The 26,967-nt window shown below is 70.5% G+C and carries 28 protein-coding genes and 1 tRNA gene; 8 read left to right on the top strand and 21 right to left on the bottom strand.

The features are described from left to right. Positions 1 to 13: 13 nt before the first annotated feature. From EHW97_RS05925 to EHW97_RS05890, 8 genes are all read right to left on the bottom strand, one after another. Positions 14 to 640 carry a response regulator gene (locus EHW97_RS05925; protein WP_208001912.1) on the bottom strand — a complete coding sequence of 209 codons (627 nt, stop codon included), beginning with the start codon at positions 638 to 640 and terminating at the stop codon, positions 14 to 16. Further along, positions 637 to 1,866: a sensor histidine kinase gene (locus tag EHW97_RS05920; protein ID WP_208001911.1), complete on the bottom strand. Its 1,230-nt coding sequence runs from the start codon at positions 1,864 to 1,866 to the stop codon at positions 637 to 639. The genes EHW97_RS05925 and EHW97_RS05920 overlap by 4 nt, the downstream gene beginning before the upstream one ends. Further along, a complete protein-coding gene (locus EHW97_RS05915; protein WP_124236238.1) occupies positions 1,863 to 2,621 on the bottom strand; it encodes an ABC transporter permease in 759 nt (252 codons plus the stop codon). Before EHW97_RS05915 ends, EHW97_RS05920 begins: the two co-directional genes overlap by 4 nt. Then, positions 2,618 to 3,544, bottom strand: coding sequence for an ABC transporter ATP-binding protein (locus EHW97_RS05910; protein WP_124236237.1), 927 nt, complete (start codon positions 3,542 to 3,544; stop codon positions 2,618 to 2,620). The genes EHW97_RS05915 and EHW97_RS05910 overlap by 4 nt, the downstream gene beginning before the upstream one ends. A gap of 63 nt (positions 3,545 to 3,607) precedes the next feature. Further along, on the bottom strand, positions 3,608 to 4,405 hold the full coding sequence (locus tag EHW97_RS05905; protein ID WP_124236236.1) for a type III pantothenate kinase: 798 nt from the start codon (positions 4,403 to 4,405) through the stop codon (positions 3,608 to 3,610). A gap of 1 nt (position 4,406) precedes the next feature. After that, entirely contained in the window at positions 4,407 to 4,838 is a 432-nt protein-coding gene (panD, locus tag EHW97_RS05900) for an aspartate 1-decarboxylase (protein ID WP_121793946.1), read from the bottom strand. A 2-nt stretch (positions 4,839 to 4,840) separates the two neighbouring features. Further along, positions 4,841 to 5,677, bottom strand: coding sequence for a pantoate--beta-alanine ligase (gene panC / locus EHW97_RS05895; RefSeq protein WP_124236235.1), 837 nt, complete (start codon positions 5,675 to 5,677; stop codon positions 4,841 to 4,843). Beyond that, the gene (locus EHW97_RS05890) at positions 5,674 to 6,618 is read right to left on the bottom strand and encodes a Rossmann-like and DUF2520 domain-containing protein (RefSeq protein ID WP_279432302.1); all 945 of its coding nucleotides are present in this window, start codon (positions 6,616 to 6,618) and stop codon (positions 5,674 to 5,676) included. The genes panC and EHW97_RS05890 overlap by 4 nt, the downstream gene beginning before the upstream one ends. Positions 6,619 to 6,705: 87 nt before the next feature. On the opposite strand from EHW97_RS05890, the gene EHW97_RS05885 reads away from it, so the two are divergent. Then, a tRNA-Lys gene (locus EHW97_RS05885) sits at positions 6,706 to 6,778 on the top strand. 6 nt (positions 6,779 to 6,784) lie between these two features. On the opposite strand, the gene EHW97_RS05880 is transcribed toward EHW97_RS05885, so the two are convergent. Further along, entirely contained in the window at positions 6,785 to 7,150 is a 366-nt protein-coding gene (locus EHW97_RS05880; RefSeq protein WP_124236233.1) for a hypothetical protein, read from the bottom strand. 280 nt (positions 7,151 to 7,430) lie between these two features. Between EHW97_RS05880 and EHW97_RS05875 the strand changes: the two genes are divergently transcribed. Then, complete coding sequence (locus tag EHW97_RS05875) at positions 7,431 to 8,174, top strand: MBL fold metallo-hydrolase (protein WP_124236232.1); 744 nt, start codon at positions 7,431 to 7,433, stop codon at positions 8,172 to 8,174. Positions 8,175 to 8,182: 8 nt separating this feature from the next. Here the strand turns inward: EHW97_RS05875 and EHW97_RS05870 are convergent, their stop codons facing one another. From EHW97_RS05870 to EHW97_RS15700, 3 genes are all read right to left on the bottom strand, one after another. Continuing rightward, positions 8,183 to 8,797 carry a hypothetical protein gene (locus EHW97_RS05870; RefSeq protein WP_124236231.1) on the bottom strand — a complete coding sequence of 205 codons (615 nt, stop codon included), beginning with the start codon at positions 8,795 to 8,797 and terminating at the stop codon, positions 8,183 to 8,185. Positions 8,798 to 8,998: 201 nt separating this feature from the next. Continuing rightward, the gene (locus EHW97_RS05865) at positions 8,999 to 9,577 is read right to left on the bottom strand and encodes a dienelactone hydrolase family protein (RefSeq protein ID WP_124236230.1); all 579 of its coding nucleotides are present in this window, start codon (positions 9,575 to 9,577) and stop codon (positions 8,999 to 9,001) included. Between the two features lie 21 nt (positions 9,578 to 9,598). Beyond that, on the bottom strand, positions 9,599 to 10,291 hold the full coding sequence (locus EHW97_RS15700; RefSeq protein ID WP_166367403.1) for a GAF and ANTAR domain-containing protein: 693 nt from the start codon (positions 10,289 to 10,291) through the stop codon (positions 9,599 to 9,601). 164 nt (positions 10,292 to 10,455) lie between these two features. Here EHW97_RS15700 and EHW97_RS05855 point away from each other — a divergent pair, with 164 nt between their 5' ends. The 4 genes from EHW97_RS05855 to EHW97_RS05840 all read left to right on the top strand — a co-directional run bounded on the left by EHW97_RS05855 (position 10,456) and on the right by EHW97_RS05840 (position 14,009). After that, positions 10,456 to 11,148, top strand: coding sequence for a GAF and ANTAR domain-containing protein (locus tag EHW97_RS05855; protein WP_166367402.1), 693 nt, complete (start codon positions 10,456 to 10,458; stop codon positions 11,146 to 11,148). Next, a complete protein-coding gene (locus EHW97_RS05850) occupies positions 11,138 to 11,689 on the top strand; it encodes a cysteine hydrolase family protein (RefSeq protein ID WP_124236227.1) in 552 nt (183 codons plus the stop codon). The genes EHW97_RS05855 and EHW97_RS05850 overlap by 11 nt, the downstream gene beginning before the upstream one ends. 88 nt (positions 11,690 to 11,777) lie before the next feature. Further along, positions 11,778 to 12,752: a hypothetical protein gene (locus EHW97_RS05845; protein WP_124236226.1), complete on the top strand. Its 975-nt coding sequence runs from the start codon at positions 11,778 to 11,780 to the stop codon at positions 12,750 to 12,752. Between the two features lie 51 nt (positions 12,753 to 12,803). Continuing rightward, on the top strand, positions 12,804 to 14,009 hold the full coding sequence (locus EHW97_RS05840) for a cytochrome P450 (RefSeq protein WP_166367401.1): 1,206 nt from the start codon (positions 12,804 to 12,806) through the stop codon (positions 14,007 to 14,009). 10 nt (positions 14,010 to 14,019) lie between these two features. Here the strand turns inward: EHW97_RS05840 and EHW97_RS05835 are convergent, their stop codons facing one another. The 7 genes from EHW97_RS05835 to EHW97_RS05805 form a co-directional block, all read right to left on the bottom strand. Then, positions 14,020 to 14,340 (bottom strand): cation:proton antiporter, encoded by a 321-nt coding sequence (locus EHW97_RS05835; protein WP_124236224.1) that lies wholly within the window; start codon positions 14,338 to 14,340, stop codon positions 14,020 to 14,022. Then, positions 14,337 to 14,594: an MrpF/PhaF family protein gene (locus tag EHW97_RS05830; protein WP_124236223.1), complete on the bottom strand. Its 258-nt coding sequence runs from the start codon at positions 14,592 to 14,594 to the stop codon at positions 14,337 to 14,339. Before EHW97_RS05830 ends, EHW97_RS05835 begins: the two co-directional genes overlap by 4 nt. Then, entirely contained in the window at positions 14,591 to 14,953 is a 363-nt protein-coding gene (locus EHW97_RS05825; RefSeq protein WP_124236222.1) for a Na+/H+ antiporter subunit E, read from the bottom strand. The genes EHW97_RS05830 and EHW97_RS05825 overlap by 4 nt, the downstream gene beginning before the upstream one ends. Beyond that, on the bottom strand, positions 14,950 to 16,425 hold the full coding sequence (locus EHW97_RS05820) for a monovalent cation/H+ antiporter subunit D family protein (RefSeq protein WP_124236221.1): 1,476 nt from the start codon (positions 16,423 to 16,425) through the stop codon (positions 14,950 to 14,952). Before EHW97_RS05820 ends, EHW97_RS05825 begins: the two co-directional genes overlap by 4 nt. Continuing rightward, positions 16,422 to 16,739, bottom strand: a complete 318-nt coding sequence (locus EHW97_RS05815) for a sodium:proton antiporter (RefSeq protein ID WP_124236220.1) — start codon at positions 16,737 to 16,739, stop codon at positions 16,422 to 16,424. The genes EHW97_RS05820 and EHW97_RS05815 overlap by 4 nt, the downstream gene beginning before the upstream one ends. After that, positions 16,736 to 19,450: a DUF4040 family protein gene (locus EHW97_RS05810; protein ID WP_124236219.1), complete on the bottom strand. Its 2,715-nt coding sequence runs from the start codon at positions 19,448 to 19,450 to the stop codon at positions 16,736 to 16,738. The genes EHW97_RS05815 and EHW97_RS05810 overlap by 4 nt, the downstream gene beginning before the upstream one ends. Positions 19,451 to 19,701: 251 nt before the next feature. Continuing rightward, positions 19,702 to 21,957 (bottom strand): SpoIIE family protein phosphatase, encoded by a 2,256-nt coding sequence (locus EHW97_RS05805; protein ID WP_124236218.1) that lies wholly within the window; start codon positions 21,955 to 21,957, stop codon positions 19,702 to 19,704. 167 nt (positions 21,958 to 22,124) lie between these two features. Between EHW97_RS05805 and EHW97_RS05800 the strand changes: the two genes are divergently transcribed. Then, complete coding sequence (locus tag EHW97_RS05800; protein ID WP_124236217.1) at positions 22,125 to 23,537, top strand: coiled-coil domain-containing protein; 1,413 nt, start codon at positions 22,125 to 22,127, stop codon at positions 23,535 to 23,537. Next, positions 23,534 to 24,595, top strand: coding sequence for a coiled-coil domain-containing protein (locus EHW97_RS05795; RefSeq protein WP_124236216.1), 1,062 nt, complete (start codon positions 23,534 to 23,536; stop codon positions 24,593 to 24,595). Before EHW97_RS05800 ends, EHW97_RS05795 begins: the two co-directional genes overlap by 4 nt. A gap of 76 nt (positions 24,596 to 24,671) precedes the next feature. Here EHW97_RS05795 and EHW97_RS05790 read toward each other — a convergent pair whose 3' ends face one another. Beyond that, positions 24,672 to 25,424: a cobalt-precorrin-6A reductase gene (locus EHW97_RS05790; protein WP_124236215.1), complete on the bottom strand. Its 753-nt coding sequence runs from the start codon at positions 25,422 to 25,424 to the stop codon at positions 24,672 to 24,674. Further along, positions 25,421 to 26,959 (bottom strand): cobyric acid synthase, encoded by a 1,539-nt coding sequence (locus EHW97_RS05785; protein ID WP_124236267.1) that lies wholly within the window; start codon positions 26,957 to 26,959, stop codon positions 25,421 to 25,423. The genes EHW97_RS05790 and EHW97_RS05785 overlap by 4 nt, the downstream gene beginning before the upstream one ends. Between the last annotated feature and the right edge of the window lie 8 nt (positions 26,960 to 26,967).

Here is a 26,967-nt window from a genome sequence, read left to right as displayed (position 1 = left end):
TAGCGACTCCTCGTCACCGCGACGAGCCGCCGAGGAGCCCTCGGTCGTAGGCGGCTGCGACTGCCGCAGCGCGGTCGGCGACGCCGAGCTTCTCGTAGATGTGCGCCAGGTGCGTCTTGACCGTCGCCTCGCTCACGAACAGCTCGCGGGCCACCGCCCCGTTCGAGCCGCCGGCCGCCACCGCCCGCAGCACGTCGAGCTCCCGGGCGGTGAGCAGCGGCGTGTCCCGCACGCCCCCGAGCCGCCGCATGATCGGCGGCGACATCACCGGTCGTCCCGCGGCCGCCGCCCGGATCGCCGCGAAAAGCTCGTGCCGCGGGACGTCCTTGAGCAGGTAACCGGTCGCGCCGGCGGCGAGTGCGGCACTGATGTCGTGGTCGGTGTCGTACGTCGTCAGCACGACGACGCGGGCGGCCGAACCCCGGCGCCGCAGTTCGGCGATCGCTTCGACACCGGAACCATCAGGCATCCGCAGATCCATCAGCACGACGTCGGGTGCCGACGCGAGGACGATTTCGACAGCAGCGCGGCCGCCGTCGGCCTCTCCGACCACGTCGAAATCGCCCTCGCGCTCGCACATGCCGCGCAGCCCGTCGCGGACGACGGGGTGGTCGTCGACGATGACGATGCGCGTCGTCACGATCGGCGTCCTCGGATGCGGAATGACAACGCCGTGCCCTCTCCTGGTGCGGACTCGATGGCGAGCGTGCCGCCCACGCCCTCAGCTCGTCGGAGCATGCCGGCGAGCCCGTAGCCCCGGCCAGGGCGCTCCGGTTCCTCTCCCACGAGGAAACCGACGCCATCGTCGCGTACGTCGATCACCACGTCCTCCCCCACAGCCGCGACGGTGACGCGCACCCGCTCGGCGTCAGCATGCTGCGCGACGTTCGCGAGGCCCTCCTGCACGATCCGCAATGCGGCGCTCTGGGCCGCGGCGCTGAGTTGCGGGATCTCGTCGGTCGCGACGAAGTCGACCTTGACGATCGTGTGCTCGCTCCACCGCGTCACGATGCTCTCGAGCGCGGGGACGAGTGAGGAGTCCGCCAGCGGAGCCGGAGTGAGCGCACGGACCGACCGCCGCGCTTCGTCGAGCGCCTCGCGAGCAAGGACGAGAGCGCGGTCGTGACGGGTTTCATCGCCGTCGCGGGCCGCCTGGAGTTGCGTGATGATGCCGGTCAAACTCTGCGCGAGCGTGTCGTGGATCTCGGCCGCCAGGCGCTCGCGCTCGGCGTGCACACCGGCCTCCCGCGCCTGGTCGACGAGTTGCGCCTGGAGCGCGGCGTTCTCGGCCAGGGCCTCCTCCAGCCGAGCGTTGGTCTGTTCCAGCTCGACGATCGTGCGCTCGCGCTCGGCGGCCCGCCGATCTTCCACGTGCGTCATGCGCATGACCATCGCGAGGATCGCCACGTGCAGCATGATCAGTCCGGCGAACATGCCCCACCCCAGCGGTCCCTGCGGGGGGAAGCCTCCGGACTGTGAACCAGCCATGGCGACGACGGTGGCGCCGTAGACGGTCCACAGCAGTGGGCCGCGAGCGTAGCGTTCACTGTCGAAGTACCCGGCAAGAGCGAACACTGCCGCGAACGGGTTCGCCCAGGTCATCGTGAAGGCGATCGCGGTACGCACCGCCAGGTAGAGCGCTGCCGTCCGCGAGGGGGCGTGAACGGCGAGCAGCACGACACACCCCACATGCAGCGCTGCTGCAGCGACCGCGCCACCGATGACCGTCGCGATCCGCGCCGGCGTGCCGAGCATGGGTGCACTCACCAGGCTCAAGCCCACCGCCGCGAGCAACAGCAACAAGGGCCCCCACCGGACAAGGAACGGGTCGCGATCCGTCCGCGCGGTGGCCGGCGGCCGGGTCACGAGTCCCAGCGGAAGAACCGCACGGCGACGGCACCGAGTCCGCCGGTCCACAGCACGACGACGACGAGATCGCGCCACGCCGGCCAGTCGCCGAGTTGCGCCGCTTCCAGTCCGAGCGCGGCCGCGCCGAGCGGAGTCAACCGGACGATGTCCGCCATGACGTCGGGCATCGCCGGCACGGGCAGCCACACGCCGGAGGTGAACATCAGGACGAAGAACGCCGCGGTACCGATCGCGGCCGCCACCTTGGCGGTGGAGGCGAGGCTGGCGATCGCGCCACCCGTCGCGAGCGAGGCCGCGACCACGAGGCCGAGAACCAGCAAGTACGGCAGCGGCGCTTCGGGAAGAGGCACGTCGTAGACGACCCGGCCCACCGCGGTCACGATCACTCCGGCCACGACCACAGCTGCCGCGTGGATCGCGTACTGGGCGGAGAGGAGCTGACCGGGCCGGGCGGGAGTGGTCGCGATCCGGCGGAGCACACCGCGCTCGCGATAGGTGCTGACCACCGCGGGGACCGACTGCACCCCGGCCGTGATCGCCGCCAGCATGATCGTGATCGGGACGTAGAAGTCGATGACCCGCGTGCCGTCCGGCCCCGTCTCCCGGAACGACGGGATCGCACCGAGCACGACGAGCAGCAAGGTCGGGAATCCGAGAATCCAGAACAGCGTCGCGGGTTCGCGGAGGAACAGCCGCGCCTCCGCGGCGAGGACGGCGCGCGCCGGGCCGGCCGATGACGTGGTCGTGCTCATGCCGAGACCTCCTCGGACTCCTCGCGGGTGGCTCCCACAAGACGGACGTACGCGTCGTCGAGGCTGGACTCCACGACGCGAAGCTGGGTGAAGCGGACACCGTCGGCGCGGAGCCGATCCAGCACCTCGATGACAGCGCCGTCGGTGGCGCGCAGCTCGATGCCCGCGCCCTGCTCCCGCGCATCCGCGACGCCGTCGATGGCCGTCAACCGGGCGAGGTCGACGGGACCGTCGGGCCGGAAGGACATGACGGTCGGCGCCTCGGTCGAGGAGATGAGCCCGGCCGGGGTGTCGATGGCGACGACGCGGCCGCCGGCGATGAGCGCGAGCCGGTCGCAGAGCCGCTCGGCCTCCTCCATGAAGTGGGTGACGAGCACGATCGTCGTGCCGTCCGCGCGGACCCGCTCGACGAGCTCCCACACGTTGCGCCGCGACTGCGGGTCGAGCCCGGTCGTGAGTTCGTCGAGCAGCGCGACCCTCGGGCGGCCGATGAGGGCGAGCGCGATGGAGAGGCGCTGCTTCTGCCCGCCGGAGAGTTTGGCGAAGCGAGTGTCGAGCTTGGAGCCGAGTCCGAGTCCTTCGGCGAGCTCGCGTCCGTCGGCCGGCCGCTCGTAGAAGGCGGCGTAGAGGTCCAGCGCTTCGGCCACCGTGATCTTGTCCTGCAGCGCGGCCTCCTGCAGCTGGACGCCGAGGACCCGGGTGAGCTCGCGTCGTCGGGTGAGCGGGTCGAGGCCCGCCACGCGCACCGTGCCGGTGTCGGGGCGGACGAGGCCGGCGATGCTCTCGACGGTCGTGGTCTTGCCCGCCCCGTTGGGGCCGAGGACGCCGAGGATCTCCCCCTCCTCGACGCTCAGCGAGATGTCGTCGACCGCGACAACGTCACCGAAGGTCTTGCGCAGTCCGCGCACCTCGATCATCGTCATGACCGTCATTCTCAACCAGGCCGAGGGCGGTGCCCATCCTCCGATCGGCTGATCTCGGCGCGTTCAGTCCCGGTTCTTCTCGTGCACGAGGCGAAGTCCGATGAGCGTGAGGTCGTCCTCGCGGACCGTGACGGTCTGACAGTGCTCGATGACGGAGTCGGCGTACGTGCCGGTGGCGACGACGGTGATGTCGTCAGGATCGGCGTCGACGGCGTCGATCATCTGGTCGACCAGGCCGTCGACGAGGCCCGCGAACCCGTAGACGGCGCCGGACTGGATCGCCTCGACCGTGTTCTTGCCGATGACGCTGCGCGGTTCGGCCACTTCGACCGAGCGCAGTTGCGCGCCGCGCTGGGCGAGCGCCTCGAGGGAGACCTCAACGCCAGGCGCGATGGCGCCACCGAGGTACCGGCCGCGCTCGTCCACGACGTCGACGATCGTCGCCGTGCCGTTGAGGTCGACGATGATCGCCGGACCGCCGTACAGGTGGTGAGCGGCGAGCGCGTTGACGATGCGGTCGGTGCCGACCTCCCGCGGGTTGTCGGTGTGGATCGCGATACCCGTGCGCACGCCGGGGCCCACGACCCAGACGGGGACGTGGTCGAAGTAGCGCTCGAGCATCGCGCGCATCTCGACGCCGATCGAGGGCACGGTGCAGCACATGCTGACCGCGCTCACCTCGTCGTCGGCCAGTCCGGCGGCGCGGACGAAGCCGTGAGCCAGCAGGTACCACTCATCGGCCGTGCGGGTGGCGTCGGAGGACACGGTCCAGCGCCCGGTGAGCACGGGCTCGTCGCCGCGGACGTCCCAGACCCCGATGACCGACAGTCGGTTGCCGACGTCGAGGCAGAGCAGGCTCATGTCAGTGGGCGACGAGAGGGTTGTCGATGACGTCGCCGCGGGTCAGCCCGCTGCCGGGGAGCGCCTCGGCCGGGTCCGAACCCGTGCCGATGATGCGGTTCTCGGCGTCGACGAACACGACGCTCGGCTCGAACTCGCGCGCCTCGGCGTCCTCCATCTGCCCGTAGGCGATGAGGATCACGAGGTCACCGGGGTGCACGAGACGCGCCGCGGCGCCGTTGATGCCGATGACGCCCGAGCCGCGCTCGCCGGCGATCGTGTAGGTCTCCAACCGCGCGCCGTTGTCGATGTCGACGATGTGCACGAGCTCGCCCGGCAGCAGGTTGGCCGCGTCGAGGAGGTCGGCGTCGACCGTCACCGAGCCGACGTAGTGCAGGTCGGCCTGCGTCACCGTGGCGCGGTGGATCTTGGACTTCATCATGGTGCGGAGCATGGTCAGAGACCTCCCAGGGTCACGGGGATGTTGTCGAGGAGCCGCGGGGTACCGACGCGGGCGGCCACCAGCAGGCGGGCCTCCTGGCCGGGCGCCGGCTCCCCGAGGTCGGGATCGGTGAGGACGAGGTAGTCGGGGACGATGCCGTGCTCGTCGAGCACGGTCTGGGCGGCGGTGAGCACCGCGTCGGCTCCCTCACGGCCGGCGGCGGCACCGGCTCGCAGGGCCGCGGAGAGGGCGCCGGCGAGCTGGCGCTCGTCGGCGTCGAGGTACCGGTTGCGCGAACTCATCGCGAGTCCGTCGGCCTCGCGGACGGTGGGACAGCCGACGATGTCGACGTCGAGGCACAGTTCGCGCACCATCAGCCGGATGAGGGTCAGCTGCTGGTAGTCCTTCTCGCCGAAGACCGCGACGTCGGGACGCACGAGGCCGAAGAGCTTGGCCACGACGGTCAGCACGCCGCGAAAGTGCGTCGGCCGGGCGGCCCCCTCGAGAATCTGGCCGAGCGGGCCGGGGTCGACGCTGACGCCGGCGTCCAATCCGTCGGGGTACATGACGTCGACCGTCGGCGCGAAGACCACGTCGACGCCCGCCTCGGCGCACCGCTCGACGTCCTCGTCGAAGGTGCGGGGGTAGGAGTCGAGGTCCTCGCCGGGAGCGAACTGCGTGGGGTTGACGAAGATCGAGGCGACGAGCGTGTCGGCGAGCGGCCGGGCGTGCTTCATGAGTTGCAGGTGACCGTCGTGCAGCGCCCCCATGGTCGGGACGAGCGCGATGGTGCCGTCGCCGACGGCCGCACGCAGGTCGGCGCGCGTCCGAACGATCCGGGGGCCGGTCATGAGGCGGTCACCTCGTCGAGGACCTCCTGGGCGCCGACGCGCGTGGCCGTGGCCGCGGCGAGCGCCCGGTAGGCGAGGGCGGTGTCGGCGTCGATGGCGTCGAGGTGCGCGCGCACCGTGCTGACGTCGCCGCGGGCGACCGGGCCGGTCAGCGCGGCGTCGCCGTACGCGAGCGTGTTGTCCAGTGCCGCATGCAGCAGCGGCCGCAGCACGGCGGCGGGATCCTCGGCGCCGATGCCGCGCAGCAGGTCCATCGCCTGCGCGACGATCGTCGTCAGATGGTTGGCGCCGTGAGCGAGCGCCGCGTGGTACGTCGTGCGATCCACCTCGGCGATCCACACGGGAGTGCCGTCGATGTCCGCGGCGAGCGCCTCGGCCAGCTCCCTCTCGCCGTCGCCGGCAGTCAGACCCACGACGCAAGAGCGGTCGAGGTCGACCTCGGTGCCGGTGAAGGTCATGGCCGGGTGGAAGGCGATGGTCCGCGCACCCGCGGCGGCGAACGGTGCGAGAACGGCGAGGCCGTGACGTCCGCTGGTGTGCAGCACCACGACTCCGGCCCGAACGTGGGGAGCGAGGTCCTCGGCGACGTCGCCGAGGACGTCATCGGGGACCGCGAGGAGGAGCACGTCGGCGCGAGCGGCCACCGCCTGGGGCTCGAGCACGGGGACGTCACCGAGCAGCGTGGCGACACGGAGCCGGGAGGCGTCGGAGCGAGCGCTCACCCCGGCGATCTCATGGCCGGCGGCACGCAGGCGGGAAGCGAGGACGGCGCCGACGCGGCCAGCACCGACGACGCCCACACGGGAGCGTTGCATAACGTTTGACCTTCCGTTCCAGTCCCCGTTCGGGGTACCAGACAAAGTGACGCCGTCAGTGTACTCCCGGAACCATGTCAGCCGGCGTGCCGCTGCAAGATCGCGAGGAACTCGTCGGCCCCTCACCGCCGACTCGCAGGTTCCCTCGGCTGACCTCACCTCGTCGACCTGGCAGACTAGACCGAGCGTCACGGCCGTTTCGGGCCTGGTCGCGGGCCTCTAGCTCAATTGGCAGAGCAGCGGACTTTTAATCCGCGGGTTGTGGGTTCGAGTCCCACGGGGCCTACGCGCGTCACGGTGACTCGCCTCCACCAGGCGCTTCCCCGTTGAGACGTTCGCAGAGGAACCGCGCTTGGGCCGGCGTCATCTGCAGTTTCAGCTCGTCTTCCTCGACGTCCTCGCGCCCCAGCGTAAGCGTGACGACCGGCGACCCGAACTCGGAGTCGACGACGCGGACGTCCATCACCTCGACCGGCAAGCCCACGCCCACGACCAGTGCATCACGGCCCGTGGAGATGAGTGCACGACCACCCTCGCTGAGGGTCTGCAGATGGAACGCGCAGACCTGCCACTCCACCAGCGGGGATCCCGCTTCGCTGCTGGTGAACAGGTCATCGGCACGTTGGTCGCATCCACGAACCTCACACAACCGGCTCATGGATTCATGCTGACAGCCTGGAGATCTTTCGCAGGCCGGTCGCACTTCCGCACGTTCGGGGGAGACCTCGATCCCGTCGATGAGGCATCGGCGGCCGATTGCGTCGGTGAGGGGCGGCGCCCCTACGAGGTCCCTATGGAAAAGATCAGAGGGCGGGGCGCCGCCTGCAGCATCGTGGCACGACACGCCGCGGCTGTCAGCGAAATCGGAAAGACCATCTCCCCCGCCAGCTCCGCGTCGGCGACCAGCGAAGAGAGCCGACCGTGCCTAGCGTGGAGCCATGATCACCCGCGATGTCGCCGATGGCGTGCACCTCGTCTCGTACGCCCACGTCAATTGCTACGTGATCGAGGACGCCTCCGGCCTCGCTCTCGTCGATGCCGGGCTGCCACGCATGTGGCCCATGGTGCTCGAACTCATCAAGCGACTAGGGCGCAAACCCGACGAGATCCGGGCACTCCTGCTCACCCACGGTCACTTCGACCACGTGGGTTTCGCGGCCAGACTCCACGGCGAGCTGGGGGGGCCGGTCTGGGTGCACGGCGACGACGCTCGCCTCGCGGCTCACCCCTACCGCTACCGGCCGCAGAGCAACCGGTTCCTCTACCCGCTACGCCATCCGCGATCGCTGCCGGTGCTCGGCCAGATGGTGGCTGCCGGCGCGCTCATGGTGAAGGGCATCCCGGTCACCCGAGCGATCACCACGGGTTCCCCGCTGGATGTTCCCGGCCGGCCGATCGCTGCGCACACGCCGGGTCACACCGACGGCCACTGCATCCTCCACCTGCCCGAGCGGGACACCGTCATCAGCGGTGATGCGCTCGTGACGCTCGACCCGTACACCGGCGCGACCGGCCCGCAGATCGTCGCTTCGGCCGCGACGAAGGACACCCATCAGGCGATCATCTCCCTCGACGCATTAGCCGCCACCGACGCGAGCACCGTGCTGACCGGTCACGGCCCGCCCTGGACGCAGGGCGCAGCAGCGGCCGTCGAGCGGGCCCGCCTCGTCGGCGAGCATTGACAGCCTGGCTAGAAGTAGCGATTTCCGTTGAGCCAGCCGACCAGGACGACCACGACGAGCGCGATTGCGAGGTACGACCAGGCGTAGATCCGGGGACGGTCCCGACGCGTCAGCAGCCCCACCACGGCGACCGCAGCGAAGGTGCAGAGCAGCACCGCAAGACTGGGGTAAGCGGCGACGCGCAGGACGTCCGCAACACCGAGCGGCAGCTCCTCCAGACGCCGGGACAGCTGCGGGCGCGTGGTTCCGGCGAGCGTGGCCCACTGCACGGCCACCGAGTAGGCGGCCACGACACCGAGGACGACGCCGGACCACCGAGCCGCCGCGCCGGGCTCCCTCGTGTGCGCGAGGAAGCGGGTCAGGAGGGCGACAACCACCCCCGCGATCAACGGCACGGCGAAGACCAGCACCGCCACCCAGTACCCCGCGTGCAGCGGCCACTGCTCGATGACGGCGTCGCCGTCGAGCTCGAATCCCCGAGCGAGCCCGTGCAGGAGCAGCGGGACGAGTTCCACGGCGGCGAGAACGAGGAACAGCAGGATCCCCACCGCGGCACCCAGGGCGAACCGGTTGCCGCCACGCCGCTGTCTGCGTCGGGCGCGTGCCTCGCGCTTCTCGTTCACATGCGGGAGCCTACTGGAGCGCCGCTGCGCGCCAGGGTTCGCGGCACACCCCGCCGAGGTGACCGACGGGATGCGCCACTCGATGACGCGAACATCACCGAAGCGGCGCGGGTTGGGAGGGACAGGGTTCGCGCCGCCGAGCCGAACGTACGTGACCGGAAGCCGTGTCCCCTCGCGCTAGCGGACGATTCACCCCGAATCTCACCCCACGAGTCGCAGGAACTCCAGAACCCTGGCCTGGAGCGACTCCGCGGCGGCCTCGTCGTAGCTCGGAAGTGTGGGGTCGGCGAACAAGTGCTCACGCCCCGGATACAGGAAGAGCTCGCCTTCGCCGGCCTGGGCGAGAAGGTCGCGGGCGGCCTCCAGATCGCCCTCCTCGACGAAGGACCGGTCGGCGTTCATGGCGTGGATCTGTACCGGAACGTCCGGCGGCCAGCGGTCGCCGAACTCCTGCACCGGCGCGCAGCCGTGCATGAGGATCGCTCCCCTCGCGCCCTGGCGGGTCTGCACCAGGTACTGAGCCGGCAACACCCCGAGGGAGAATCCCGCGTAGACCGCTCCTACCGGGACGCCCTCGGCGGCCGCCACGCCGCGCGCGATGATCTCAGCGAATCCGACGGACTGGACGTAGTCGAGCCCCTCGTCGAGCGTGGGAAAGACGCGACCCTCGAACAGGTCGGGCGCGCGAACGTCGTGCCCGGCGTCGCGCAGCGTCTGAGCGAACGCCGCCACTCCCGGCGTGAGTCCATGGACGTGGTGGAAGACGACGACCTCGGCCATGGAGGCACGATACGGCCGATGTCAGGCATCCGCTCCCGGAGTACGGCGCGTGTGCACCAGTTCCTCGGCCACCTCGGCGAGCCGAGTATTGGTGTGCTGCGAGACGCGTCGCAGCATCGCGAAGGCGCGGACGGCATCGAGCTGGTAGCGCTCCATGAGGATGCCCTCGGCCTGACCGATGACGGTGCGAGTCGACAACGCGGTCGACAGATTCTGCACGAGATCGGTCAGGGCCAGATGCGCCGAGGCGTGAGCCGCGAGCAACTCGGTCTGCTCCAGCGCTTGCTCGCTGAAGGCGTCGGCGCCCTTGCCGTAGAGCTCGAGCACGCCGAGGGTCCGCTCCTGCACGTACAACCGGGTGCTCACCACGCTGTGATAGCCGGTGCCGAGCACGGTGCGCGGAGCCCACGCCGGCCACCGCGGTTCGTGGTCGAGATCGTTCGCATACACCGGACCAGCAGCTTCGAGCGCGTCGTTGCCCGGCCCCTCGCCCAGCCGGCGCTGGAGTTCTCCGGCCCGGCGGGCGCCGTCCTCGGTGTACGCGGCGCTCGGAGCTTGACCGTCTTTGCGCACGAAGCTGATTCGTCCGGCGGCACATCCATCGATGGAGACGGTGGCGAAATCGGCCACCTCACTCGCCACATCGGCGACCGAGTCGATACCCGCCCATCGCCGTCCGACGTCCGCCAGCCTTCGTGCGAAGCTGTCGCTCACAGGTCGTCCTACCCCATGACGCCCGGATGGCCACTCTCTGACCGCGACGTCGCGGAACAACTGTACGAGATGGCGGAGACGATCGGCATAGCGGTCACGCACTTTCGCGGCTTGGTCATCTGTCATGATGGTGAGACAGTCCATCGTGGGAGGCGATCGCCGTGGTGCTGAGCCTCAGTGACCTGACGCGGATCGTGACGGAGCTCAGTGAGCTCGCCGATCTCGACAAATCCATCGACCACGTCACGTCCTCAGCGCGTTGGCTGTTCGGCGCGGACGAGGCCGGCGTCACCTTGATCAAGCCCGGCGCCAAGCTCGAGACCGTCGCTCCCACGGCGGACCTCGCCGCGCGCGCCGACAGCATGCAGCACGAACTCGGCGAGGGACCGTGCATCGACGCCGCCACCGAGGCACAGATCGTCCGGACCGACGACCCGGCCAACGACGAACGGTGGCCCCGTTGGGGCCCGGCCATCGCGGAGCTCGGGGTGCGGAGCAGCATTTCCGTCGACCTGGTGAATCAGCAGCTCCGGCTCGGTGCGCTCAACCTGTACGGCAAGCGGCACGAGCAGTTCGCCCATCTCGATCCCGATGAACTGCGTACCTATGCCACGCATGTCATGGCCGTGCTCGGAGCGACCCATCGCATCGAGTCACTGGAAACGGCCCTGGAGACACGGACCGTGATCGGCCAGGCCGAGGGCATGTTGATGGAGCGGTTCTCGATCGACGCGGTGACGGCGTTCGCGGTCCTGCGTCGCGCATCCCAGCAGTCGAACGTGAAGCTGCGCGACCTCGCCGAGCAACTCGTGCAGAAGGGCGACATCTCGGGCATCCTGGGCGACCGTGACCACTAAACGCGGCCTGCTCCTCATCGACCTGCAGGAACAGTACTTCGACCCGCCCGGCCTGCAGAAGGTCCGCAGCGAACTCGCCGCGAACGTCCAACTGCTCATCGCTGCCGCCCGCGCCGCGGACGCGCCGATCATCAACGTGCGCACGGTCCACCTGCCGGACAAGTCGACGTGGGCACTCAACATGCTCGAGGACGACCAGCCGATGGTCCTCGAGGGTTCTTCCGGAGCCGCGCCGCTCGTCGAGCTGGACCTGGCCGGTGTCCACGACGTGACGAAGACGCGCGACGACGCCTTCTTCGAGACCGACCTCGCCGGCCTGGTGCAGCAACTCGACGTGCACGAACTCGTGATCGCCGGAGTCTCGACCGAGGCGTGCATCGCGCTGACGGCATCGAGTGCTTACGCCCGGGATCTACGCGTGCAACTGGTCACCGACGCGATCGCCTCGGCCGACGTGGAACAGCATCGGCACACCCTCGCGCTCCTGCACGACCAGTACCGTCAGCCGCTCATCACGGCCCGCGAGGCGCGCTTCGACTGAGCCTCGTTGCGCGGGGCACCGTCCCGTGAAACAGTGGAGCGTCGGTTCGACACCAGCCGGTCCATCGCGTCGCCCCGAGGGGGCACCCATGATCGGCTACTACGCGGACCACGAGGGCCGCGAACACCTCGGCCGGATCCTTGCCGTGAGCACCGCACTCGACGAACCGCTGACCGTACTGTCATCGCATAGCCGGCCCCCGGAAGCCCCGTCTGGGTGGGTCACGCTTCCGTTCCAGCAGGAGAACCGGCACACAGACGGGTCACCCCGTCGGCGCGGCGACTACCACGACCACCTCGACGTCGTCGCCCGCTGGCTCCATCAGCAACGACCCCGGCTCCTCGTCATCGACGCCTCGGTAGCGCGCGATGTCGACGTGACGGTGGAGGTGGCGACGCTGGCTGACCAGCTCTCCGTCCCCGTGGTGACGGTGCTGGCGCCGGGACGGCGCGACGAACTCGGCCGGCGCCGCGGATTCGAACTCTCGCAGGCACTCGTCGCGCCGTGGCCTCGCTGCGCTGAACCGCTCGTTCACGGCCTCGACGACCAGACCGCGAGAATCCGTCATATCGGTGCGATCTCCCGGTTCTCCGTGGGCGCCGCCCGGCCACCCGCTGCCCGGGGTCGGAGGGTCCTCGTGCTCGATCCCGACCCCTGCGTGACGCGCGATGACGGAATCGCGCTGGCCCGGGCCGCGACGTTCGGGTGGTCGTGGACCATCGCGCGCCATGGCGTCTGGCATCGCGACGCGCAGCGCCTCATCGACGATGCCGATGTCGTGGTCTGCCACGCCGCCCAGGACGTGATCGCGGAGATCGCCGCGCGTCGCCGCCCCGCGATCGCGGTCCCGCGGCACCACCCCCAGGACGAGCAGGTCTGCCTGGCCGAGTCGCTCGAGCGCGGCCCGTGGCCCGTGCTCGTTCGCTCGTCGTTTCCGACCCACGGATGGTCGGAACTCCTCGAGGAGGCGCGCGGCCTCGACGGTGGGGACTGGCAGTCCTGGTGCGACGGGCAGGGTGCTCGACGTTTCGCCGAGACGCTCCAGGCCGTCCGCGTGGCGTGAACCGGACGCCTCCGGTTGCCGGGCCCTTCGATTCCGCTTTGGATGGATGGCATGCGCGACCAATCGCTCTCCCTCATCCGCCGCGGATACGACTTCACGCGCTGGCTCCGCGACGACGATCCGGGACCGGTCACGACGCGGCTCATGGGCCGACCGGCGACGGTGATCGAGGGGGTCGAGGCCGCGCGCTTCTTCTACAGCGAGCCGACGCTGTCGCGCAAAGGCGCCGCGCCGCCCATCCCGGCCATGACGCTCTTCGGAGCGGGGGCGATCCACAGCACCGACGACGACGAGCACCGCCACCGCAAGGGGCAGTTCGTCGATCTCCTGGACGATACGGCCGCCTTCGAGATCGCACGGCGCGCAGGAGCCGAGTGGGACCGGCGGGTCGTCGAGCTCGGGTACGTCCCCGACGTGTTCAGCATGTCCTGCGAGGTGCTGTTCACCGCGGTGCGGGACTGGGCCGGGGTATCCGACGAGGCCATCGGCGTCCGACGCGGCACGACGCAGATGGTGTCGATGATCGACGGCTTCGGCTCCGCCGGGCGGCGACAGCTGCGCGCGGTGAAGGGGCGCCTCGGCGCCCAGCGCTGGGCGCGCGCCGAGATCAAGAGGGCCCGCAAGAGCGGGGAGACCGAGACGCCGCTCGGGCAGGTGGCGGCGTGGACGGGCCCGGACGGCCGTCCCCTGCCGTTGAGCGTGGCAGCGGTCGAGTTGCTCAACGTGCTGCGACCGACGGTCGCGGTCGCGTGGTTCGTCGCCGCAACGGCCGAGAGCTTCGTCGAATGGCCCGAGTACCGCTTCGCGGTGAAAGTCCGTTCGGTCGATCCGAAGGCGTACGCGCACGAACTGCGCCGCTACTACCCGTTCGTGCCGGTCCTCGCCGCCAAACCTCGTACCGCCACCTCGTTCGAGGGGCACGAGGTGCCGGCGGGCGGCCGATTCGTCATCGACATCTGGCAGCACCTCAACGATCCGAAGATCTGGATCGACCCGGAGAACTTCCGTCCCGAGCGCTTCAACGACCGCCTCGTCGGCCAGTACGACCTGATCCCGCAAGGCGGTGGCGACAAGAACACCGGTCACCGCTGCCCGGGCGAGGACGTCGCGATCGAGCTCATCGAGGTGTTCGCGATCCGGCTCGCCGAGTTCGACGCGATCGAAGGACAGGGGCCGTCGATGCGCGGGAACCACAGCCGGATGCCCCCGCGCCCCTACCGGGCCAGCCTTCGCCTCGCCCCCACGGCCGCCGAGTAGCGGCTCTGGCTCAGATGTCGAGGTCGGTCGTGTCGGTGTCGTCGAACTCGTGACCCGACATCACCGCAGCACGACCGATCGCGATACCGCCGATGACCGAGGTGGCCAACTGCAGCGCGATGGCGATGATCACCTTGAGTAGATCGTCCAGGCGCGGGTCGACGAGTGCCGTCCCTCCGACCACGAACGCCACCCCGAGACCCGATGCGGTCGCTACCGCCGAGATGCGCATGTAGGGATCGCGCAGCCGCAGCAGGCCGACTCCGGCGAGCACGAAGATGACCGCGCCCACGACCGTGAACGTATGCCCGAGGATCTCGTACCAGCTCATCGGCGCCCCCGTCCCATGACGCGGGCGATGGACACGGCCGACAGGAACGCCACGAGCGTCGCCACCAGGACGAGGTCGTAGGTGCCGGTGCTTCCCAGGCGCGTGCCGATGAGCGCGATCTCGGCGATGATGCTGAAGCTCAGCAGATCGGCTGCCACCGCCCGGTCAGCCGAGGTGGGGCCGATGACGATCCGCACGACGGCGAGCAGGATGGTCGCCCCGATGGCGATCATGGCGATCTCGATGCCGGTCATGGGCGGAACCCTCCCTTGACGGTGACGGCGTTGAGCATCCGGGCCTCCATGTCGCGCAGCGCCGCCACCGCCGACGGGTTGTCGGTGTCGTACATCGAGTGCACGAGCAGGTCGCGGCCCCCGTCGCGCTCGACCACGCCGAGGGTGAGCGTCCCGGGCGTCAGGGTGATGAGCGCGCCGATCCCGACGACCTGCGCGTCGGTCCACGATTGCAGCGGCATGCGCACCACCCGCGGAGTCGCCTGCCGGCCCGGCGTCGCGACGTCCCGCAGGACCATGCCGGCGCTACGGAAGACCTGGCCGACGTACCAGAAGACGAAGCCGACGAAGCGCAGCGGAAGAGTGGCCGGGCCGGTCATCGGAGCACCTCCTCGACGTACGTCGTCGTGTCGAGGAGACCCTCGGCCGCCACCTCGGTGAGCGGGATCAGCAGTTGCGCGCCGAGTCCGAGGACGATCGTGACCACGGCCAGGATCGCGCCCGGCGCAGCCAGCGACCACGGGATGCGACGCGTGCTCGATTCCCCCTCGGGCACGGGTGACATGAACACCGCGTTCCACACCCGCAGCATCGCCAGCAGGGTGATCAGGCTGGCCGCGATCAAGACGACCGCGAGCAGCACCTGACCGGCGTCGATCGAGGCGATGACGAGGACGAGCTTGGCGACGAAACCGGAGAACGGCGGAAGCCCGGCGAGCGAGAGGGCGGCGATCGCGAACGTTGCCGCGACGAGCGGCTCGCGCCGTCCGATCCCCCGCAACCGGTCGATCCGGTCGGTGCCGTAGGTGTCTTCGATCGCGCCGGCGGACAGGAACTGCGCGGCCTTCACGACCATGTGGTGCAGCAGGTAGAAGATGCCGGCGGCGAGTCCTGCCGGCGTGAAGAGTGCGACGCCGACGAGGATGTAGCCGAGGTGGCTCACCATGCTGAACGACAGCATCGAGCGCATCGACTGCTCACCGACGGAGGCGATCGCCCCGACCGCGACCGTGACGCCGCAGACCACGAGACCGATCAGCAGCCACCGCTCGTCGCCGTCGAAGATCACCGCGTACAACCGGTAGATCGCGTACACCGCGACCTTGGTGTGCAGCCCGGAGAACAGTGCCGTGATCGCCGGTGACGTCGAGGGGTAGGCGCGGGTGAGCCAGCCGTAGGTGGGGACGAGCGCGGCCTTCATCGCGAGCGCGGCGAGCGCGACGGCCGCGGCGGCGGCCACCCGTCCGTCCTCCTTCGCCGCTCCGGCGAGCAGGCCCAGATTGACGGTGCCGGCAGTCGCGTACACGAGACCGACGCCGACCAGGAACAACGTCGACACGAAGAGGTTGAACGTGACGTAGAGGCGCGAACCGCGTACGGAACGCTCGGTTCCCTGGCCGCGTCGCGCGAGGATCAGCAGGCCGTAGGACGGCATCAGCATGACCTCGATGAACACGAACAGGTTGAACGCGTCGGCGGTCAGCAGCGCTCCGTTGACGCCGGCGATCATGGCGAGCACCAGCGGGCTGAACAGCCGGACCCGGCCGACGCCCGAGGCGATCGCATACCAGCAGCACACCAGGGAGAGCGCCCCGGTGAAGGTCAGCATGAGCGCCGACAGCGCGTCGGCAGCGAATGGGATCGCGATACCCGGGACCCATCCGCCGACGCCGTCGGCGTAGACCTCGCCGTCGCGAGTCGCCCCGAGCAGCAGGGCCGAGGCCGCAACGTGCACGGCGAGCACGGCGAGGAGCACCGTGAGGGGCCAGCGGCGTCCCGGGCGGGCGAAGGCCGTGATGCCCGCGGCGGTGAGCGGGATCGCCACGAACAGCGGCAGGAGCGCGCCGGTCATGCGTCATCACCGTCCTCGTCGTCCTCGTCACGGCCACCGGTGATGGCGAGCGAGAGCAGGTAGATCGTGATGGCGAACGAGATGACGATCGCGGTCAACACGAAGGCTTGGGGCAGCGGGTCGGCGGTCAGCACCGGATCGAGGCTCTTCCCCAGCGGCTCGGCGCGGCGGGAGGTGCCGCCGGTGCTGAACAGCAGCAGGTTCGCGGCGTGGCTGAGCAGCACGAAGCCGAGAACGACGCGGATGAAGGATCGCGACATCATGAGGAAGACGGCACCGGCGACCAGGACGCCGATCGAGAGCGCGAGGATCATCGTCGATCACCCGCCTTCGCCGCCGGTTCCTCGGGACTGCCCAGCGAGTCCAGCGCTCCGAGGATCACCCCGAACACCGCAAGGTAGACGCCGAGATCGAAGATGAGCGACGTGGTGAAGTGATAGCCGAGGATGTCGGCGTGCAGCGGCGTGAGGAAGGACCGTTCGGCGTAGCCGATGAAGCCGCTGACGGCCGCCACGACGACCCCGCTTCCGGCGATCGCGAGGTACGGCAGACCCGAGTGGGCCTCTCGGTCGTCGGGAGCGCCCAGGTAGCGGGTGGCGAGCGCGCCCGCACCGATCAGCGCGGCGATGAAGCCGCCTCCGGGGGCGTTGTGCCCGCGCAGAAGCGCGTACAGCGAGCCGAGCAGCATCAAGGGGACGAGCACGCGCGCCAGGACGTTGATGAACACTGCGTTGGGCGCCGCCGGTGCCAGCAGGCTCGACACGGACGGCAGGACCGGGCGCGTGACGCGCGGCCTCGCTTCGACGAGGGCGGTGATCGCGAGCGCCGCGATCGCCAGCACCACGAGCTCGCCGAAGGTGTCGAGGGCGCGGAACTCCACGAGGATCGTGTTGACGACATTGGCGCCGCCGGTCTCCACCGGCCCCTCCTCGACGAACCAGCGGCCCACGGCCGAGAGCTCCGCTCGTCCGGTGAACACCAGGGGGCCGAGCGTCGCCACCACACCGGCGGCGATCGCCAGAATCGCTGCGGGGACGGCTCGTCGCACCGAGCGGCGACCGAACTGCTGCGGGAGGTGCCGCAGCACCAGCACCATGATGACGACGGTGAGGATCTCGACCAGCAGCTGCGTCAGGGCGACGTCGGAGGCGCCGAGCGTGAAGAACCACACGGCGACCGAGAACCCCGCGACGCCGACTGCGATGACCGCGCCCAACCGCGATCGCGCGACCACCGTGGCGATGACGCCGCCGGTCAGGACGATCAGGAGTGCGACGTCCACGGCGGTGGAGTCCGCGGCTTCCCAGGAGGGCGTCAGCGCGACCAGCCCCGCGACACCGAGCACGGCGATGAGCAGGAGCGGCACGGCGAGATGAGCGGCCGGCGCATCGGTACGGGTGAGGTCGCCCAGACGTCGGCCGGTGACCTGCACGGCCCGCTGGACGGCTTCGACGGCACCGACGCCGGTCACCGGGAAGAGGCGACGGTCGAGTACGCGGTCGACGCCGCGACGGGCGACGATCAGCAGCGCGCCGGCGGCGATGGCAGCGAGCGAGAGTCCGAGAGCGGGGGTCACACCGTGCCACAGCGCGAGGTGCACGTCACCGGACCCGCCGGTCGCGGCGACGGCTCGTCCGACGAGCGGGTCGAGCGCGGGTGCGACCAGACCGAAGGTCCCGGCCGCGACCGCGCCGATCGCGATCGCCACCACCATCGGCCACGTGCCGGAGGCGGGGGCGAGCCGCGTCGGAGCGCCCGGGAGGGTCGAGACCACCATGCGGCCGCTGTAGGCGACGGTGATCGCCGCCGACAGCGCGACGAGCGCGGCCAGCCACAGTCCGGGGCCGTGGAGCACGCCGTCGAGGACGAGTTCCTTGCTGACGAAGCCCAACGTCGGCGGGATGCCGCCCATCGCGACGGCGGCGACGAGGATCAGTACCGAAGCGAGCGGCATGCTGCGCCACAGGCCGCCGACCTCACGGATGTCGCGCGTCCCGGCGCGCTTCTCGAGGAGGCCGACGTAGAGGAAGCCTGCGGACTTGAAGGCCGCGTGGGCGACGACGTGGACCACGGCCGCGGTGAGCGCCGCGGTCGTCCCGACGCCGATGACCAGGGTGAGCAGGCCGAGGTGGCTCACGGTCGAGTAGGCGAGGAGGGCCTTGAGGTCGGTGCGCTGCAGCGCGAACACCGCTCCGATGAACGACGACACCAGGCCCACGGTGATCAGCAGGGCCGACCAGGCTGGTGCGTGAGCCGCGGGCTCAGCGAACCGCAGCAGCAGGTAGATGCCGGCCTTCACCATCGCCGCCGCGTGGAGGTAGGCGCTCACGGGTGCGGGCGCGACCATGGCGTCGGGCAACCAGGCGTGGAAGGGGAACTGCGCCGACTTGGTCATCGCCGCCACCGCGACGAGGATCGCGACGGTCGTCGCGAACGTGCCGTCCTCGCTCCACGCGGGGTCCGCGAGGGCCGTGCTCAGGTGTGTCGTCCCGGTCCGGACCACGATCGTCGCGACGGCCGCCAACAGGCACAGGCCGCCGGCGACGGTCACCAGGAGGGTCCGGGCGGCAGGTGGGCCGGCGTCCGGTCCGGAACGGAGGATCAGCAGGTAGGAGCACAGCGTCGTGAACTCCCAGCTCACGAACAGCAGCACCAGGTCGTCGGCGAGGACGAGCATCGTCATCGACGCGGCGAAAGCCGTCATCAGCGTGTAGTAGCTGACGGTGGGTTTCCCGCGGAAGTAGGCGGTGGAGTAGATCATCACCAGCGCACCGACGATGAGCACGAGGGCGACGAACAGCATCGCGAGGCCGTCGAGGCGCAGGCGTAGCGCGATGTCGAGCGAGGGAATCCACGGGACCGACTGCTCGACAGTGGTGTCGTAGCCGAGCATCAGCGCCATCGCGGCAAGCCCCAGCAGGCCGGCGGCCAGGGGCCACCCGGCGCGGTGCCCGAGCCAGCGGGCGAGCAGCGGCGCGAGCGCCGTCAGCAGCCAGCCGCCGAGGAGCAGGCCGAGCAAGGTCATGAGCACGCTTTCGGGGTCGACGACAGGACGCCGACCAGACTTCCCGGCACACCACGAACGGCGACGAGTCTACTCATGACCGCGACCGCTTCTTCTCCCCCGGGGTCACCCCGCCCCGCCCCGCGGGCCTCCGCGAGTGGCGCAAAGTGGGGCGTTTCGAGGCGACAACGGCCCCATTCTGCGCCGCTCGATCACCAGATTGCGCCACTCGGCGAGCCCTTGTCGCGTCACCCGCCTCGTCGCGCCCACCGTCACTCGACCCGCAGAGCGACGAGCGTCATGTCGTCGTCGAGGCTGCCCGGCACCGCGTTCACGAGCGCGTCCACCCACGAGCGCAACGACGCGCCGGCCGGCCGTGCCGCACTCGCCTTACGCAGCACCGCGAGCGACTCGTCGAGCGGGACGTTGCGGCGCTCCACCAGACCGTCCGTGAACACGAGCAGAATGTCGCCCTCGTGCAACTGCTCCACGACCGACACCGCCTCGCCCATGCCGACCCCCAGCAGGGGTCGCGGCGTGGCGCCGATCGGGTTGACCGAACGGTCGCGCACGAGCAGCGGCGGCAGATGTCCGGCGCTCGCCACCTCGACGACGCGCGCCACCGGATCGAAGACCACGACGACCGCCGTGGCGGTCTGGCCCGGCATCAGCGAGCCCATGAGGTGATCGAGGCGATCCAGGCACGAGGCTGGCGAGTGGCCGTCGGCCAGATAGGCCCGCAAGGCCGTGCGGACCTGCGCCATCGCGGTCGCGGCTCCGACACCGTGTCCGGCCACGTCGCCGACGACGAAGGCGGCCCGGCCGTCGGGTAACGAGAACTCGTCCCACCAGTCGCCGCCGAGTTGGCTGCCCTGCGCGGGGCGGTACCGAGCCAGCACGCTGAGCCCTTCCACGTCCGGCGCCTCGTCGAGCACCAGGGTGCGTTGCAGGGACTCGGCGATGGCGATCTGCTCACGGGAGCGACGCAGCAGCTTGGCCTCGAGGTACTGGCGCAGCCGGTCGGCGGTCTCCAACTGCCACGGCCGCCACGGCTCGCTGCGGCCACGGACCACGCCGCGCCACTTCTCGAACGACTTGCGCGGGCTCAGCCGGACGTCGGGTCCCTCGGACTCGGCGATCTGCTTGTTACGGGGGTCTCCGCCCCACTCGACGATCCGCACCAGCTCCGGCCGCACGAACATCAACGTGGCGGTGCCGATCTGAGCGACGAGCGCACCGGCCGGAACGTCATCACGCTCCGCGAGGTCGGGTTGGAGAACGCCGAGCTGGTGACTGGAGTCGACCGGGCTGTCGTCGGTGCGGACAGCCGCCGCGATCCGCTTGAGCAGATCAAGGTCGTCAGGCACGTTGCCGATGGTGAGCAGCTCGCCGTCGTGCCAGAGCGCGGCCCCGTCGGCGTCGACGAGTTCGAGGAGGCGCTCGTCGTTCATGAGGGCCTTGAGTGGATACCCCGCGTCACCGGCGAGCCGGGCGGTGATGCCCGACAGCACCGACTGCGCGATGAGCTCTTCGATGCGGGCATCGGAGCGTTCGCGTTCGTCGATGAGCTGGGAGGCGGTCTGTCCGAGGAACTCAGCCATCGAGCGGACGTCGTACGGGACGTAGTGCGGCCCCGAGTAGTGGTGGCACGCCACCAGGCCCCACAGCTGGCCGTCGCGCACCATCGAGACCGACATGGAGGCCGTGACGCCCATGTTCCCGAGGTACTCCAGGTGGATCGGCGAGACGCTACGCAGCACCGAGTGCGACAGGTCCAACGGCGACCCCGTCTGCGGGTCCAGCACAGGCTCGAGTGGCACCGGGGTGTAGCCGACGTCGGCGATCAGCCGCGTCCAGTTGGTCGTATAGAGGCGGCGCGCCTGGGCCGGGATGTCGCTGGCCGGATAGTGCAACCCGCGGAAGGAGTTGAGGTCGTCGCGCTTCTCCTCGGCGACGACTTCGCCGTTCCAGTCCTCGTCGAAGCGGTAGACCATGACGCGGTCGAAGCCGGTGAGGTCGCGGATCTCGAGCGCGAGCCGGTCGCACAGCTCACCGATGGTCTGCGTCTCGTTCAGCCGGCCCATCGCGGCGCGCGCCGATCGGTAGGTCACACGGTGCGGGCTGAGGACGCGTTCGCGCTCGACCTCGACGACCACGCGGGGGCCGGAGCGGTGCACGACGAGGTCGACCGGGACCCCGAGCAGGTCGCCGTGAGCGGGTTCGCCGGGAAGGACGACGTGGAGCGGCTCGCTCAGATCGTCGGCGAGCAGAGCGTCGCGGATGGCACCTGCGGCGGCGTGTCCGAGAGCGCGTTCGAGCGGTTGACCGATGAGCTCCTCGTGGTCGGCTCCGATCGCGCCGGCGCAGTTGCTCGACGCGACCACGATCGTGGCGTCGTCATCGACGGCGAGCAGCACTCCGTGGGGCTGGATGGCGCCGGGGATGTGGATCGGTTCGCGTTCGCACGTCGAGAGGTCGACGGGGGCGTAGGCCGGAGTGTGTGCGGCCGGGGGGACGCGGGAGTCCACGAGAACCTCAATCCTTCGGTCGCCGATGCCGCCTGCGTTTTCAACCGGTCCCCTTCACCCTAGCGGTCGGGCTCTCCCCTGACGAGAGGCGTCGCCCGCGGTGCGATGTCCGAGGGGCAGGACAGGGGCATCGACGGTCTTGAGACGTAGTGCGAGAATCTTCAGACATGAGCCCCGACCAGCCCGCGACCCTCGCTGCCGACGACGGCAGCAGCGTCGCCGCGCTGCTCCGGCGGGCGCAAGCCGTGGCCGATCAACTGCAGGCCGATGCCGAGGCCGAAGCGCGTCGCGCGACGGAGAATGCGCACCGGCTCGAAGAGGAGGCCGAGCGCCTGCACGCCGAGGCGCGCGAGGCCCATCAGAAGGCCACGAGCGACCTCAACCGCGCCGAGGCTCAGCTCGACGAGGCGTCGAAGGACGCCCACCAGCTCATCATCGATGCCAGCGACCAGGCCAGCGTGCTGATCCAGACGGCCGAGCAGCAGCGCGACGAGATGCTGGCCGATGCTCAGGCGACCGCCAGCAGGCAGCGCGCGGAAGCGCAGCAGATCCTCGATCGCGCCACGAACGAGGCCGAGAAGTCGCTGCGCACGGCACGCGAGGAGGCCGAACGCCTCGTCGCGGAGGCCACCGAACGCGCGCAGGAGCGCGACGACGCCACCGCAGCGCTCGTCGAGGAACGCACCGCCGCGGCCGAAGCCGAAGCCACCGCGATCCTCGAGCGTGCCCGCACACGCGCCGAGGAACAGCTCGCCGCCGCCACGCAGGAGGCCGACCGGCTGCGCACCGAGGCCGCCGACGCAGCGCGCGAACACCGCCAGCTGGCGCAGGACGAGCTCAACGCCGCCCGTGAGCGCGCGGCCACCCTCGTCGACGACGCGCAGCAGGAGGCCGACCGCCTGCTCGACGAGGCGCGCGAGCAGATGCGCTGGACGCAGGAGACCGTCGCGTCGCTCCTGCAGACCGCCGAACTCGAAGGCCGGCTCGTGCGGCTCAACGGCCACCGTGACGCCGCCGCCACCGTCCGCCGGACCCGCGCCCGCACCTCGGAGGTCGTGCAGCGTCTCCGCGCCCGACTCGAGGCGCAGATCGCCCAGGCCGAGCAGGAGGCGCAGGAGCTGGCCGACGCCGCGCTCGCCGTCCAGCGTCAGGCCGAGGAACGCGCTCAGGCTGTGCGTACCGAAGCCGACGAGCACGCGACCGCGGTGCGGCGGCGTGCCGACGATTACGCGGCCGCCACCGAGGAACGCGCCTCCCGGCGGCTCGCCGAGGCCGAGTCCGGCGCCAAGACGCTGCGCACGCGCGTGGCCGAAGAGGTCGTCCGCACGCAGCGGCAGGCACACGACGAGGTTCAGGCTCGACGCGAGGAAGCCCACCGGCTGCTCAGCGAGGCCCGCATCGAGGCCGACGAGCTGCGCCGCGAGGCGCGCACGATGCTCGACGAAGCACGCGACGAAGTCACCCGGCTTCGTGAGCGTCGCGACCAGATCACCGCCGAGCTCGGCCAGCTCTCGGGGGTCATCTCCGCGCTGGCCGTGCCCGAACGATCCGACCCGACCGATGAGGACGCAACGTCATGACTCCCGACTCCCCCTTCGACTTCCGTATGGTCCTGCGTGGTTACGAGCCCGCTCAGGTCGACGCGAAGCTGCAGGCACTCGCCGACGAGGCTGCGGTCTCGCGCCGGCGCATCAACGAGCTGACTGCCTACATCGAGAAGCTCGAGACTGAACGCGACCTGGCTCGCCAGGAGAGCGAGGGGCCGCTCGAGCCGCCGTCGTTCGAGCACCTCGGCGCACGGGTGGGTCAGATCCTCGCGCTCGCCGAGGAGGAGGCGCGCGAGATGCGTGAGCGCGTCGGCGCCGAGCTGGACGCCCGCCGCGCCGAGATCGAGGGATCCGCGCAGCAGATCCGCGACGAGGCCGACCTCTACGCCGAGAAGCGCCGTGCCGACGTCGACGCCGAGGTCGCCCGACTGCTCGAGGACGCCCGCCGCACCGCCGACGACCGCATCGACTCGGCCGACCGCGAGGCCGCGGGCCGCCTGCAGGAAGCCGAGGCGGTGTACGAGGAGCAGCGCGCCAAGGCCGCCAAGGCATCCGCGGACTTCGAGAAGACGCTCGCCGAGCGCCGTGCGGCCGTCGAGAAGCAGTTCCAGGAGCAGCTCGCCGACGCCGAGCGTCGCAGCGCCGAGCTGGAGGCTCAGCTCGAGAAGCGTCAGGCCGAGGCCGACGCCGAGTACCAGGACAAGCTTCGCGAGGCGAACCGCCTCCTGGGCGATGCGCAGGAGCGGGCCGAGCAGATCGTCAGCGAGGCCAAGGCGACGGCCGCGAAAGTCCGTGCCGACTCCGAGCGCGAGCTCGCCGCCGCGATGCAGCGTCGCGACAGCATCAACGCTCAGCTCGCCAACGTGCGGCAGATGCTCGCCACGCTCACGGGCGGCAACGTCCCGATCGCCGATCCGTTCGATCCGGAGAACGCCCCCGAGCTTGAGGCGTCCGACCTCCCGGCCGACGAGGACGAGGGCGACGAGGAGCCGGTGAGCGACGAGACCCAGGAGATCCAGGCCGTCGACGACGTCGAGCACACCCAGGTCCTCGACCTCGACGCGCCCGCCGACGACCCCAAGGGCAAGTAACCCGCGCCCCCTGGCGGTCAGGGCGTAGCCGCCACGGAGCGAGGCCTCCCACGCAACTTCCGGCCTACTCGACCACCTACAACACGAGCTCTAGGTAGTCGAGGGCGTCGGCGGGGGTGGACAGGACGATCACCGCGTCGTCCTCGGTCCAGGGCGGCGGTGTGCGGCGCACGACGATGACGGGGATGCCGCGTTCGGCGGCCACCTCCAGCTTCGGCCGGGTGTAGGTGCCGCCTGAGTCCTTCGTGACGACGACGTCGGCGCCATGCTCGGCCATGATCGCCCGTTCTCCGTCGAGCGTGTACGGGCCCCGACTCGTGAGGATGCGCCAGGCCTCCGGCACCGGCTCGTCCGGTCGGTCCACGACGCGAGCGAGGACGGCGTGCTCGCGCAGTGGATCGACGAAGTGGCCGAGGTGACGGCGTCCGATGGTCAGCATGGGGCGTGCGCCGAGGTCGGCGGCGAGGCGGGCGGCGGCGTCGTGGTCGTCGACCCAGTGCCAGTCCTCGGCTCCGGATGACTCGCTCCACCCCGGCCGCTCCACCCTGACGTACCGCACACCCTCCGCACGGGACGCGAGGTACCCATGCCGGGTCATCTGCGCGGCGAAGGGGTGCGTCGCGTCGACGACCACGCTGATGCGCTCCGAGCGCAGGAAGGCGCGCAGCCCGTCGACGCCGCCGAAGCCGCCGATGCGGACCGGTCCGACAGGAAGCCGGGGCTCCGCGACCCGGCCGGCGAGCGACGAGAGGAACGGCACCCCTCGCTCCTGCAGCAGCTTCGCCACCGCGCGCGCCTCGCTCGTCCCGCCGAGCACAAGAACCGTCATCGCTCCCCGCCTTGTCCCCAGATATGCGCGCTATTCGTCGACCGAAGGCGGTCCCGGTTGACGGTTGGGGCGCAAATCTGGGGAAGTGCGCCGGGGCCGTCGTGGGCGAGCGCGAGGAGGGCATCCAGGTCGAGGTGCTGCTCGGCGAGATCGGCCAGCAGCTCGAGCCGCGTCTCGCGCGCAGCGCCGAAGCTGACCGACGACGCCGGGAGCGTCCGCCCGGCACGCTCTGCGATCTCGCGCAGCAACGCACGACGGAAGCCGTCGGACTCGAGGCTGCCGTGCCACATGGTTCCCCACACGCTCCCCTGGTGGGCGCCACCGAGAAAGGGCTCGCCGGCATGCACGGCGATGCGTCCGTGGTGGATCTCGTATCCCTCGACCGGCTCGTCGAGCGCGGTGCCCGACGGCAGCCGAAGCACCTTGTCCGCGCCGAAGTCCGTGCTGACGTCCAGCAGCCCGAGCCCGTGCCCGATAGCGCCGGCGTCACCTTCGACACCGTCAGGGTCGCGGATCTCGCCGCCGAGCATCTGGAAACCGCCGCAGATCCCGAGTACCGCTCCCCCACGTTGGACGTGTTCGAGGATGGCGGTGTCGAGACCCCGGGCGCGCAACCAGGCGAGGTCGGCCAGCGTCGTCCGCGTCCCCGGAAGCACGACGAGGTCGGCATCGTCGAGAGCTCTCGGGTCGCTCGCGAACCGCACATCCACGCCCGGCTCGAGGGCCAGAGCGTCCACGTCCGTGAAGTTGCTGATCCGCGGGAGCCGCACGACGGCGACCCGCAGCGGGTGCTCGGCGCCGCGGTCGCGCCGCCCTTCGAGGTCGAGGGCGTCCTCCGAGTCCAGCCACAGGCGCGGGTCCCACGGCAGTGTTCCGTAGACGCGTCGACCGGTCAGGGACTCGAGCTGGTCGAGGCCGGGACGCAGCAGTCGCTCATCACCGCGGAACTTGTTGACGACGAACCCGGCGACGAGCGCCTGGTCCGCCGCGTCGAGTAGCGCCACCGTGCCGTAGAACGCGGCGAACACCCCACCGCGGTCGATGTCGCCGACCACCACGACCGGCATGTCGGCGTGCCGGGCGAGCCCCATGTTGACGTAGTCACTCGCGCGCAAGTTGATCTCGGCCGGGCTTCCGGCTCCTTCGGCGATGACCAGGTCGAAGCGCGAGGCGAGGTCGTCGAAGGCCCCGTGCGCCAGCGCCGCGAGGTGGCGCCGGCCCTCGACGAAGTCCATCGACGAGATGGTCCCGGCCGGACGCCCCATCGCCACGACGTGGCTGCGGCGGTCGGTTCCGGGCTTGAGCAGGACGGGGTTCATCGCCGGTTCGGGGCGCGCGGCTGCCGCGACCGCCTGGATCCACTGGGCGCGGCCGATCTCCGCCGTGGTCCCGTCGGCGGCCTCGCACACCATCGAGTTGTTGGACATGTTCTGCGCCTTGTAGGGCGCGACCCGGATGCCCCGGCGGGCGAACGCGCGGCACAGCGCGGTCGTGACGATCGACTTACCTGCGTCCGACGTGGTGCCCGCCACCATGAGCGCAG

Source organism: Aeromicrobium camelliae (assembly GCF_003850045.1).
Classification (GTDB): Bacteria; Actinomycetota; Actinomycetes; order Propionibacteriales; family Nocardioidaceae; genus Aeromicrobium; species Aeromicrobium camelliae.
The sequence above is the reverse complement of the archived record's forward strand: the minus strand, read 5'-3'. Positions and strand labels throughout refer to the sequence as shown.